The following is a 10,752-nucleotide window of genomic DNA, read 5'->3' on the forward strand; positions in this document are numbered from 1 at the left end:
GAACTACACGCCTGAATCGATCGTCAGCGGCTCGAAGCGTCACTTCGAGGAGATGAGTCTCCAGTTGATCGCAGCCGGTTATGAGATTGTCCCCGCCAACGCTCACCCGCACTGCGCCAATCTGAACAGGGCGGAAAACGACGAGAGCACGATGACGACCGAGCCGAACACCTAAGGAAGCCCGATCGACCGCGGTCTGATCTAAGCTGGTCTCACCGCGCGCCACATACACCAGCTTTTGTCGAAACATCGATATGTCGAAGGTGCGGGCCAACTGTCTGCTGCTCGGATCGAGATGATCCAGCACGTCTTCTGCGTGCGCTGCCTGATCGCGGGGTTCGTTATCAATGATCATGCATGACCTTCCCGATGCCGCCGGAGAGCCGGGCGACACTTCAGGCCTGTCGCGTTTCGCCGCGGCAATCCGTTCACGCATGGTAGGTCCCGGAGGATATTACAATCTCGGCAATGGGCTCGGGCTGGCGACGGGCGTCATGGTCCAGATCGTTGCCGTGCCGCCGGGTTCCGCCGTGAGTGGCCATGCCGCGCTCCTCGATTATTTCGTTGGCAGCATCGCTGCCCTGTCGCTCACCCTGGCCACGCTGGTCTTCTTCTGGAGCGGCGAGATCTACTGCCGCGCATGGGCCAGGAAGCCGTCCCCAGACGTGTCCCTAAACCGCCTTGGCGACATCACGTCGGGGGTCGGGGCGATCGGACTCGGCATCGCCCTGTTCCTGTTCGGCGAACCTGTGCTTGCGGCGACCTCGGGCTTGCTGCATGCGCTCGGCAAGTTCGGCAGCGCCTTCGAGGACGGCAAGCCGTTGCCCGGCTGGCCAGCCAACTGGCCCAATCCGTTCCGGAGTGCCGTTCTGGCCAGCCGTCTGCCGGCGCTGGTCTCGGCCGCGGTGGGGAGCGGCGGTGCCCTGCAACTGGTATGGTCGGGCGCTTCCTGGACGCTCGTCGCAGCGCCGCTGACATTGCTTGTCTGCTATCTGCTTTGGGCCAAGGCAGACCTGTTGCTGCTGCTCCAGGAGGTGCGAGCCGGGAGCGCGCCGGCATCGTCCGCCGGCAACCGAGATCGAACGTGACGGCCCATGTCGAAGACAGAGGCCCCTGCTTGCAGGCGCCTTTGGGGGTTTGGCAACGTCGCGCAGAAGACCGTGCTGGATCATCTGCAGCATCAGAAGACTCTTCCGGAGTTGAAGCGCACCAAATTCGAGGTGCGGGCGAGGGCCGGAGCGGAGAGCGCGCCTCATCCCGCCGATCAGCATGTATGAGAACGCGAGGAATCGGCGGCAGTTGAAAACGGCCTTTTTCGGACAGTCATTCCCTAGATTTTGCGTTGGGAGCCGGCAACATCAACACCGGTGCCCCATGCGTGTACCCAGCGACCGCGATGACCGCCAGCCCGATCCGTGCGAATCTGGTCGAATCGTCTGTTGACTAACAGGCGGGCCACCATTCGTCAGGAATGCCGATGCGGTTGATTGGCGAGGCCTGAAAGGCAAGCAATTTCAGCTGGATGGAATGGCGCGCCCGAAGAGATTCGAACTCCTGACCCCCAGATTCGTAGTCTGGTGCTCTATCCAGCTGAGCTACGGGCGCGCAACAGGCCATGCTTTCCATGACCCCGCAATCCGATCGTAAACGACCGGTCGCGACGAGACGTGTTCCCTAGCGACTGAATTTCGGAAAAGCAAGTCGATCCGGCAAAAGTTTTGTCACAAGTGCCTTGGCCGGCGATGAAGGCTGGGATTCCGGCACCTGGCAACGGTCCGAAGTCGAGCCGGTTCCTGCTCATTGGAGACCCAGCGCTCTAAACCGTCAGGCGGGGCGGCGCAGGCCATTGCGCGCCTGGTCGAGCCGGACCGGCTGATCGGGGATGGTGACGGCGAATGTGGTGCGCCCGCCAATGCTCTCGACCAGTTCCACCGTGCCGCCATGCGCGCGGATCAGTTCGTGCGCGATCGCCAGGCCAAGGCCGGTGCCGCCGCTGCGCGCCGAGCCGCGAAAGGCCGCGAACAGGTTTTCCCGCGCCTTGGGCGGCAGGCCGGGTCCGGTGTCGCTGACGGCAATGCGGCTGACGCTGCCCAGACGCACGGCCGAAACCGCCAGGCGGCGCACCAAGGCGTTTTCGCTGTCGGCCGCCATCGCCTGCACGGAATTCCGGCACAGATTGGTGAGCACCCTGAACAGCTGGTCGGAATCGGCATCGACCTCGAAGGCCGGCTCGACCGAATTGACGAACTCGATGCCTTGCTCGATGTCGAGCAGGCCTTGCACGTCTTCGACCAGCTGCCGCAGCCGGAGCCGGCGGCGCGCGGGCGGCGGCTCCTGGGTGCGGCCGTAGTGAAGCACGCCTTCGGAATAGGACACGGCACGGTCGAGTGCGCGCAGCAGTTTCGGCGCGAAGGCCTGCACGGTCGGATCCTTGACCTGGCGCAGGCGGTCCGACATCAGCTGCGCCGAGGCCAGGATGTTGCGCATGTCGTGGTTGATCTTGGAGACGGCAAGGCCGAGGTCGGCAAGATGCTTCTGCTCGGAGAGCATTTTTTGCAGCCGCTCCTGCATTTGGGACAGCTCGCGCTCGGCAACGCCGATCTCGTCGGCGCGGGCAGCCGGATGGATGATCCGTCCGGGATCGTCGGGCGCCTCGGAGAAGGACAGCATCGAGCGCGTCATCGTCCGGATCGGCCCGATCATGATCAGGTCGATGGCGGCGTAGACCAGCATGGCGGTGAACAGCGAGATCAGCAGCGAGACGAAGGCGACGTTGCGCGAATAGCGCAGCATCGCATTGCGCAGGCTGTTGTCGGGCATGATCAGTTCGAACTCCTTGTCGGACTCGCCGACCGGGCCGAAGACGCGCAGCATCCGGTCGCCGCCGAAAAACAGCGTGTCGAGCGCGCCGGTCATGCCCTTGATCATGCCGATCGAGGCGATATCGATGTGCGCGTCGACCTTCGGCGGCATTTCGGCCACCACCAGCAGCCGCGAGACGCCGCCGTCGCGCACCGCGATCGCCTTGGCCCCGATCGCCATCAGCACGTCGTTCTGGGCCGTGCGCGACAGCGAGGCGGGCTCACCCTGCACCAGCACGATCGACACCGCAGCCGCCGTGCTCAGCCGTTCCTTAAGCCAGTTCAGCCGGTAGCTGGCGATCCAGGGCAGGAAGATCAGCACTTCGGCCAGAAGCACGAAGACGATGGTCAGCAGCAGCAGCTTGGTCGACAGGCCGCGCGACAGCGGCACCGTGCGCACGGCGGCTGGCGCCTCGGTGGACGCCGCCGTGCCGATCCCTTCCTGTGCCTGTATGGTTTCGCTCATGCGGCTAATGTCTTCACGATCACTTGATCAACGCAGATTAGGCGATTACGGCTTTTTTGCCAATTTCATCCTTGGTCGCAAACATAAACCGGCCTGAACGGAGCCGGATTGCGCCCGACGACTCCGGATTGACTTCCAAAAGCCTTCTTTCTATAAGCCCGCACACGCTCGGGCCATTCGTCCCGGCGCGGTTTCGATCGCGCCAAAGCCGGCCCGGCAAAGCTCCTGTTACACAGTGACAGAATCAAGAAGGGCCGCACCCCGCGGTATTAAAACAAATGAAGCGTACCTACCAACCGTCTAAACTCGTCCGCAAACGTCGGCACGGCTTCCGTGCCCGCATGGCCACCAAGGGTGGTCGCGGCGTCGTCGCAGCTCGCCGCAACCGCGGCCGCAAGCGGCTCAGCGCCTGAACGGAAGACGAGATCGTTGCCCGCAACCGGCAAGCCAGTGGGACCAAATCCCAAGCGGCTTCTGAAGCGCGCGGAATTCCTGGCTGTCCGTCGTGGTGAAAAACGACGCGGGCGGCTTTTTCTCGTTGAAGTTCTCGACCGCGGCGACGGCCTGTCGCCGCGCGTCGGCTACACCGTCACCAAGAAGGTCGGCAATGCGGTTGTCCGCAACCGTGTCCGGCGGCGGCTGCGAGAAGCCGTCCGTACGCATGCTGCAAGTGACATGGCGCCTGGCAATGATTATGTCATCGTCGGGCGCGAAGACGTGCTTACCACTCCGTTCGGCCAGTTGAAGGCCGAACTCTCCCGCCGACTGCGCGGAACACGATAGGCCAAGGGCTTTCGATGGAAAACAACCGGAACTTCTTCATCACCATCGCGCTGTCGGTGCTGATCCTTGCGGTATGGCAATATTTTTACGTGTTGCCGCGCAGCGAAGCCCAGCGCGAGGCGGCCCGCGTCGAACAGCAGCGCATCGAGGAGCAGAAGAAGGCCGCCGGTACCGACACCGGAACGCCCGCCGCACCTGGCGCCATTCCGAATGCACCGGGTACCGACGCCGTGACGCCGGCCGGCCGCGAACAGGCGCTCGCCACGACGACCCGCGCCAGGATCGACACGCCGAGCCTCGAGGGTTCGATCAACCTGACCGGCGCCCGCCTCGACGACCTCAAGCTCAAGCACTACACCGAGACGGTCGACAAGAACTCGCCCGAGATCAGCCTGCTCAACCCGGCGGCACTGCCCAATGGCTATTATGCCGAGATCGGCTTTGTCGGCAACGACAAGACCGGTGCGGTGCCCGGTCCGGAGACTGTGTGGACCGTCGACGGCAATGCGACGCTGACGCCGACGACCCCGGTCACGCTGACCTATTCGAACGACAAGGGCTTGACCTTCAAGCGCACCTTCTCCGTCGACACCGATTACATGTTCACGGTGTCCGACACGGTGCAGAATGCGGGCACGGCCGCCGTCTCGCTGTCCAATTACGGCCGCGTCACCCGCTTCGACAAGCCGCTCGTTGCCAGCACCTATGTGCTGCATGAGGGCCTGATCGGCTTCACCGGCACCGAAGGCCTGCAGGAGCACAAATACGCGTCCATCGAATCGGACAAGCAGTTCACGCCGGGCAAGTCGACTGACGGCTGGTTGGGCATTACCGACAAATACTGGGCGGTGACGCTGGTGCCGACCGAAAAGCAGCCGTTCCAGCCGCGCTACGCCTTTTTCGAGGACGGCCGCCACCGCTATCAGTCCGACTTCCTGACCGACCCGATAACGGTTGCCGCGGGTCAATCGGCGACGGTGGAGAGCGAGATATTCGCCGGCGCCAAGGAGGTCGGCAAGATCAACGCCTATGCAGAGGACCGTCAAATCAAGCGGTTCGATCTTTTGATCGACTGGGGCTGGTTCCACTTCATCACCAAGCCGATGTTCTGGCTGATCGACACGCTCTACAAATTCTTCGGCAATTTCGGTCTGGCCATCCTCGCCACCACCGTCATCGTCAAGGCCATCTTCTACCCGCTCGCCAACAAGTCCTACGCGTCGATGGCGAACATGAAGAAGGTGCAGCCGAAAATGCTCGAGATCCGCGAGAAATACGCGGACGACAAGATGAAGCAGCAGCAGGCGATGATGGAGCTCTACAAGACCGAGAAGATCAATCCGATCGCCGGCTGCTGGCCGGTGGCGCTGCAGATCCCGGTGTTCTTCGCGCTCTACAAGGTGCTCTACATCACCATCGAGATGCGTCATGCGCCGTTCTTCGGCTGGATCCAGGATCTGGCCGCGCCCGATCCGACATCGCTGTTCAACCTGTTCGGCCTCATTCCGATCACGCTGCCGCATATGCTGATGATCGGCGTATGGCCACTGATCATGGGCGTCACCATGTTCCTGCAGATGCGCATGAACCCGACGCCGCCGGACCCGACGCAGGCGGCGATCTTCACCTGGATGCCTGTCATCTTCACCTTCATGATGGCGGGTTTCCCGGCCGGCCTGGTCATCTACTGGGCCTGGAACAACACGCTGTCGATCCTGCAGCAAGGCATCATCATGAAGCGCCAGGGCGCCAAGATCGAGCTGTGGGACAATCTGGTCGCGCTGTTCCGAAAGAAACCATCACCGGCCGAATAGAAGGCGCAGCGCTTTCTCCAGCCTTCAAAGCCCCGCCTCGCGCGGGGCTTTTTCGTTCAAGCCGCTTTCGGCATCACGTTCCTGTGATCGGCGAAACTTGCGCCCCGCCGGCGGCGTGACTGCCTGTGCGTTTCCAAAGGCTATCAATTCCGATCAGCCCTCACCCGGAGGAAGACCATATGCGCTTGCCGTCATTCAGGACCATCGCCCTTTCCGCGTTCGTCGCCGGCGTGGCGATTGCCGCGCCCGCCTATGCCAAAAACCCGAATGTCGGCGGCGCGCCGATGTACACCACCAAGAACATCGTCGAGAACGCCGTCAATTCGAAGGACCACACGACGCTGGTCGCCGCGGTCAAGGCCGCCGGCCTGGTCGACACGCTGCAGGGCGCTGGCCCGTTCACAGTCTTCGCCCCGACTAACGCGACGTTTGCGAAACTGCCCAAGGGCACCGTCGACACGCTGCTGAAGCCGGAGAACAAGGGCAAGCTCACCAAGGTGCTGACCGCGCATGTCGTGGCAGGCAAGATTTCGGGCGCCGAAATGATGAAGAAGGCCAAAGCGATGGGCGGCAAGTACGAGATGAAAACCGTCTCCGGTGACACGCTTACCGCTGAAGTCAAGAAGGGCAAGCTCTACATCATGGATGAGTCAGGCGGCGAGGCGCGAGTGACGATCGCCGACGTCAACCAGTCGAACGGCGTCATCCATGTCGTCAACAAGGTGCTGTTGCCGAAGTAACGGCTTTCGGCAAAGGGGATCAAGGCAGGTCCGTCGGGGCTTTCTCGGGCCTGCCATCCCCACCTCATGACGAGGTGCCATGTTTCTTGGGAAGTCGTATCGGCATCGGCCGGGGTCCTGTCCCTCACAGGCCCCCGGTTTCTTTTGGTTCATGGACCGAAGACCGTAGAGAACAAATACCTGAACGGAGCGGGTAGCCGAGATGCCGGTTAGCCGTAAGCTGGCACGGACCGCCGCGCACCGGAATGTGGCGTCGCGATGCGACTGCCAACGCGGTTGAGGGGTAGAGAGACAACGCTCACCTAGCGCCCGCAGATGTGACATACTGACTGCATATCGATTTCGTAGCCTTGTTAGGAACACGACGTGGATTGGTTTACCCAACGCAAGCCTTTCCCAAATGCCGCAAAGTCAGCTTTCGGAGTTGGAGCGCTTGGCGATATAGCTGCTGAGGAATTGACTCCCATCGTCGACGACACTTACCGAACAACCTCGAGGCATCTCACATCTGATGGGATCAGCATCTACATTCCCTATCGGTTGCATTTTCTGCCGACCGTAGCTGTCGATTTCGCTAGCTTTTCGCCGGGGTCGCAGTGCTTGCTGACACGTTCGACAGACGGTTATCTGAGGCAAAAATCAGCCAAAATTATCCTTCCGCTGAACGAGCCTTGGACGGTTCCATTCATCGTTCTTCTCTTAGGCGAGTACGTCGTCGAAATTCTCGACGATATCCATTTGGCGATGCCGTATTTCGATCAGACAGCTTACGCCAGTTTCGTCCGGCAGAACCGGCAGGTAATGCGTGCAATACGCGCTAAGGCGACAAGCTATTGGAATGCCTACTACCGCCAAAGTTATCCCGGCAGGAAATCGTATCCGGCGATTGCCGTCCTCAATCAGCTGGATACTTGGGCAACCTAGCATCACGTGCAACGGGACAGCCGACGACGTCGCCATACGTTGTATTTCCATTTTGTCGACAGTGACGCATTCGAAACTTGCTTCAACAAAAGGCCCTCGACCAAAACATCACTCCATCACGGCGCTGTGGTCGATCTTCGCCGGAGTCGCCGGCTTGCGCAGCAACAGAACCAGCGGAATGGCGGCAAGCGACAGGATCATCATCAGCTTGAAGTCGTTCATATAACTGATGATTGTCGCCTGCAGCGTCACCACGCCGTCGAGCGCGGCGCGGCCCGCGGCGCTGTAGGGATCCATCGCCTGGAAGATGGCCGGATTGCTGAAAGCCTGGTTGTAAGGCGTCACATAGGTGGCGATGTTGGCGTGGTTGATCTGCACGTTCTCCGTCAACAGCGCGGTGACGACGGATATGCCGACGCTGGAGCCGATGTTCCGCGACAGATTGTAAAGGCCTGTGCCTTCCGCGCGCCGCTCCGGCGCCAGCGTGGCGAAGGTGATGGTGGTCAGCGGCACGAACAGGAAACCCAGTCCCGCGCCCTGGATGAAGCCGGTGCTGATGATCGTCCATTGCGAAACATCAGGGGTCCAGCCGGTCATGTCGTACATCGCCCAGGCGGTGACCAGCAGACCGGTCAACAGCAGCCAGCGCGTGTCCACCTTGCCGATCAGCCTGCCGACCAGGAACATGCAAGCCATGGTGCCGAGACCGCGCGGCCCCATGACGATGCCGGCCGTCACCACCGGATAGCCCATCAACGTCTGCAGATAGGGCGTCATCAGGGCCAGCGAGGCCAGATAGGTGATGCCGATGATGAAGATGAAGATCATGCCGACGGCGAAATTCCTGTCGAGGAACAGCCGCGGGTTCACGAATGTGTTTTTGGCGGTGAAGGTGTGGACGAGGAAGATGTAGAAGGTCGACGCGCAGATCAGCGCCTCGACGATGATCTCGGACGACGAAAACCAGTTGAGCTGCTCGCCGCGATCGAGGAACATCTGCAGCGCGGCGATGGTTATGCTGAGCATGCCGAAGCCCAGCCAGTCCAGCCTGGCCTTGAGGTCCGTCTTGGTTTCCTGGACGAACATCGAGACGCCGGCGAAAGCCAGGGCCCCGATCGGAACGTTGATATAGAACACCCAGCGCCAGCTGACGTTTTCGGTGAGCCAGCCGCCGATGACCGGCCCGAGCACCGGCCCGACCATCACCGAAACGCCGAACAGCGCCATCGCCGAGCCGCGCTCCTCGACGCTGTAGATGTCGAGCAGGATGCTCTGCGCCAGCGGAACCAGGGCCGCGCCGAACAGACCTTGCAGCAGGCGGAAGCCGACGATCTGCGGCAGCGACTGCGCGAAGCCGCACAGCACCGACGCGACGACGAAGCCGGTGATGGATATCAAAAGGATGCGCTTGCGGCCGAAACGATTGGCAAGATAGCCCGAAGGCGGAGTCATGACGGCCGCCGCGACGATATAGGACGTCAGCACCCAGTTGATCTGGTCGGCACTCGCCGAGACGCTGCCCTGGATATAGGGCAGCGCGACATTGGCGATGGTCGTGTCCAGCGCCTGCATGATCACGGCCAGGATCACGCAGGCGGTGATGGCGCCGCGATTGGCGACCACGCCACCTGTCGCGGACGCGCCGGTCATGACTTTTGTCCGAACCGGCCGAGGAGGTCCGTCACGAAGTCCGGCAAGCCGCGCGCATGACCGGTATCGATGCCGACCACGACGCTCATCCCGCCACGCAACGGCGGCTTGCCCTGGAGATCGTCCAACGTCACGCGCATCGGAATGCGTTGCACGACCTTGACCCAGTTGCCGGTGGTGTTCTGCGCCGGAAGCAAGGAGAAGCTCGACGACGACGCCGGGCTGATCGAGGCGACCGTGCCGTGCCAGACGGTGCCGGGATAGCTGTCGACGCTGATCGTCGCCGTCTGTCCCGGCCGCACATAAGTCAGTTCGGTTTCCTTCGGCTCCGCCGCGACCCACAGATCGGTCGCCGAAATCAGGCTGAAGGCCGGCTGCGAGGCCGGCAGGTACTTGCCAACCTGAAGCGCGTCGACATTGGTGACGATGCCGTCGAACGGCGCCTTGACGATGGAATCGGCAAGGTTGCGCTGGGCGTCGTCGACCGCCGATTGCGCCTGAAGGTAGAACGGATTCTTCTCCACCGGCTGGCTGGCGTCGCCGCCAAGCTGGGCAAGCGTCGCCTGTGCCTGCGCTTGGGCAACGGACACCTTCTGACGGGCGGCGACGAGGTCGTGCTGGGCGCTGTCGAAGGTCGCCTTGGAGGAGGTGGAGGTCTTGAGCAGATCCTGCTGGCGCTGGAAAGCGGCCTCGTAATAGGGGATGTCGGCCTGCGCCTGCTCGATCAGCGCCTGCGACTGCTGGTAGCTCGCCTGCAAGGTCAGCACCTGGTTGCGCACAGTGCCGAGCTGCGCCTGGGCGGCGGCAAGAGCGGTTTCGAAAGAGGCCGGCCGCAGCCGGAAAAGCACCTGGTCCTTCTTCACCGCCTCGTTCTCGTGCACGTCGATCTCGGACACAGTGCCGGAGACATCGGTGGAAACGCCGAGCGACTGCGCCTGGATGTAGGCATTGTCGGTCGTCATGACCTGGCCGCCGATGACGTAGTAATAGCCGCCGACGACCAGCGCGACCGGAAGCAGGGCAAACAGGATCGGCCGTGCCCGGCCGCGCTTGGGCTTGACCGGCGCCGGAGGCGCCACCGCAACCCCGGCCTGGCGTGGCTCCTTGGACGGAGCCTCGAGCGCCGCCGGCTCCAGGGCGACCGGTGCTTCGAGTTCGTCATTGCCGATGAGGGTGCCGGCTCGCCTTTGTTCGCGTTCGCTGTCCAGTCGGATGATCTGGTCGCGCGCCCGGCCGGCGGAGGATCCGTCTTCTTCGGCAGGCTTCTTTGGTGAGGTTGATTCAGCCATGTGTTTTCTCCCGGTCGGCGGCAGGCTGGGTGCAAGCCGCGAGCAGATTGGATTTGATGAGGGATAGGGTTTGCAGCAGATGCAGCTGGGCATCCGCGGAAAGACCGACAAAGGCCTCGTCCCGCGTCTTCTGCCCATTGCTGCGCATGATTTCGATGAGCGGATGAGCTTGCGGCTTCAGGCAGAGCAGCCATGGGCAGAAGACGCGGGACGAGGCCTTTGTCG

10 protein-coding genes, 1 tRNA gene and 1 pseudogene are annotated in these 10,752 nt (G+C 62.3%); 6 read left to right on the forward strand and 6 right to left on the reverse strand.

The features are described 5' to 3' along the window. Positions 1–355: hypothetical protein (locus EOC06_RS07075; RefSeq protein ID WP_164898496.1), on the reverse strand; the 355-nt coding region annotated here is incomplete at its 3' end. Between EOC06_RS07075 and EOC06_RS07080 the strand changes: the two genes are divergently transcribed. Beyond that, a complete protein-coding gene (locus EOC06_RS07080; protein WP_206516808.1) occupies positions 348–1,088 on the forward strand; it encodes a hypothetical protein in 741 nt (246 codons plus the stop codon). The two genes, EOC06_RS07075 and EOC06_RS07080, sit on opposite strands and share 8 nt — an antisense overlap. A gap of 440 nt (positions 1,089–1,528) precedes the next feature. Here the strand turns inward: EOC06_RS07080 and EOC06_RS07085 are convergent. Both EOC06_RS07085 and EOC06_RS07090 read right to left on the reverse strand, forming a co-directional pair. Continuing rightward, a tRNA-Arg gene (locus EOC06_RS07085) sits at positions 1,529–1,605 on the reverse strand. Positions 1,606–1,824: 219 nt separating this feature from the next. Continuing rightward, on the reverse strand, positions 1,825–3,327 hold the full coding sequence (locus EOC06_RS07090; protein ID WP_127328107.1) for a HAMP domain-containing sensor histidine kinase: 1,503 nt from the start codon (positions 3,325–3,327) through the stop codon (positions 1,825–1,827). A gap of 278 nt (positions 3,328–3,605) precedes the next feature. On the opposite strand from EOC06_RS07090, the gene rpmH reads away from it, so the two are divergent. The 5 genes from rpmH (at position 3,606) to EOC06_RS07120 (ending at position 7,588) form a co-directional block, all read left to right on the forward strand. Continuing rightward, the gene (gene rpmH, locus EOC06_RS07100) at positions 3,606–3,740 is read left to right on the forward strand and encodes a 50S ribosomal protein L34 (RefSeq protein ID WP_008833937.1); all 135 of its coding nucleotides are present in this window, start codon (positions 3,606–3,608) and stop codon (positions 3,738–3,740) included. A gap of 16 nt (positions 3,741–3,756) precedes the next feature. After that, positions 3,757–4,110 carry a ribonuclease P protein component gene (gene rnpA / locus EOC06_RS07105; protein WP_027040126.1) on the forward strand — a complete coding sequence of 118 codons (354 nt, stop codon included), beginning with the start codon at positions 3,757–3,759 and terminating at the stop codon, positions 4,108–4,110. A gap of 14 nt (positions 4,111–4,124) precedes the next feature. Next, positions 4,125–5,924, forward strand: coding sequence for a membrane protein insertase YidC (yidC, locus tag EOC06_RS07110; RefSeq protein WP_127380939.1), 1,800 nt, complete (start codon positions 4,125–4,127; stop codon positions 5,922–5,924). A gap of 179 nt (positions 5,925–6,103) precedes the next feature. Further along, on the forward strand, positions 6,104–6,664 hold the full coding sequence (locus EOC06_RS07115) for a fasciclin domain-containing protein (RefSeq protein WP_128307414.1): 561 nt from the start codon (positions 6,104–6,106) through the stop codon (positions 6,662–6,664). Between the two features lie 366 nt (positions 6,665–7,030). Beyond that, complete coding sequence (locus tag EOC06_RS07120; RefSeq protein ID WP_128307415.1) at positions 7,031–7,588, forward strand: hypothetical protein; 558 nt, start codon at positions 7,031–7,033, stop codon at positions 7,586–7,588. A gap of 108 nt (positions 7,589–7,696) precedes the next feature. Here EOC06_RS07120 and EOC06_RS07125 read toward each other — a convergent pair whose 3' ends face one another. The 3 genes and pseudogenes from EOC06_RS07125 to EOC06_RS41900 form a co-directional block, all read right to left on the reverse strand. Further along, positions 7,697–9,238 (reverse strand): DHA2 family efflux MFS transporter permease subunit, encoded by a 1,542-nt coding sequence (locus EOC06_RS07125; RefSeq protein WP_128307416.1) that lies wholly within the window; start codon positions 9,236–9,238, stop codon positions 7,697–7,699. Then, positions 9,235–10,527 carry an HlyD family secretion protein gene (locus EOC06_RS07130; protein WP_128307417.1) on the reverse strand — a complete coding sequence of 431 codons (1,293 nt, stop codon included), beginning with the start codon at positions 10,525–10,527 and terminating at the stop codon, positions 9,235–9,237. The genes EOC06_RS07125 and EOC06_RS07130 overlap by 4 nt, the downstream gene beginning before the upstream one ends. Beyond that, positions 10,520–10,752, reverse strand: a pseudogene (locus EOC06_RS41900) (hypothetical protein); the annotation flags it as partial. The pseudogene EOC06_RS41900 and the gene EOC06_RS07130, both read right to left, overlap by 8 nt.

Source organism: Mesorhizobium sp. M7A.F.Ca.MR.362.00.0.0, from assembly GCF_004023175.1.
GTDB lineage: Bacteria > Pseudomonadota > Alphaproteobacteria > Rhizobiales > Rhizobiaceae > Mesorhizobium.

What these genes read in the sequence shown, in the direction of transcription:
- EOC06_RS07080 (WP_206516808.1), top strand. Translation starts at nt 348, where the DNA reads ATGATCATGCATGACCTTCCCGATGCCGCCGGAGAGCCGGGCGACACT.
- EOC06_RS07090 (WP_127328107.1), bottom strand. Translation starts at nt 3,327, where the DNA reads ATGAGCGAAACCATACAGGCACAGGAAGGGATCGGCACGGCGGCGTCC.
- rpmH (WP_008833937.1), top strand. Translation starts at nt 3,606, where the DNA reads ATGAAGCGTACCTACCAACCGTCTAAACTCGTCCGCAAACGTCGGCAC.
- yidC (WP_127380939.1), top strand. Translation starts at nt 4,125, where the DNA reads ATGGAAAACAACCGGAACTTCTTCATCACCATCGCGCTGTCGGTGCTG.
- EOC06_RS07115 (WP_128307414.1), top strand. Translation starts at nt 6,104, where the DNA reads ATGCGCTTGCCGTCATTCAGGACCATCGCCCTTTCCGCGTTCGTCGCC.
- EOC06_RS07125 (WP_128307416.1), bottom strand. Translation starts at nt 9,238, where the DNA reads ATGACCGGCGCGTCCGCGACAGGTGGCGTGGTCGCCAATCGCGGCGCC.
- EOC06_RS07130 (WP_128307417.1), bottom strand. Translation starts at nt 10,527, where the DNA reads ATGGCTGAATCAACCTCACCAAAGAAGCCTGCCGAAGAAGACGGATCC.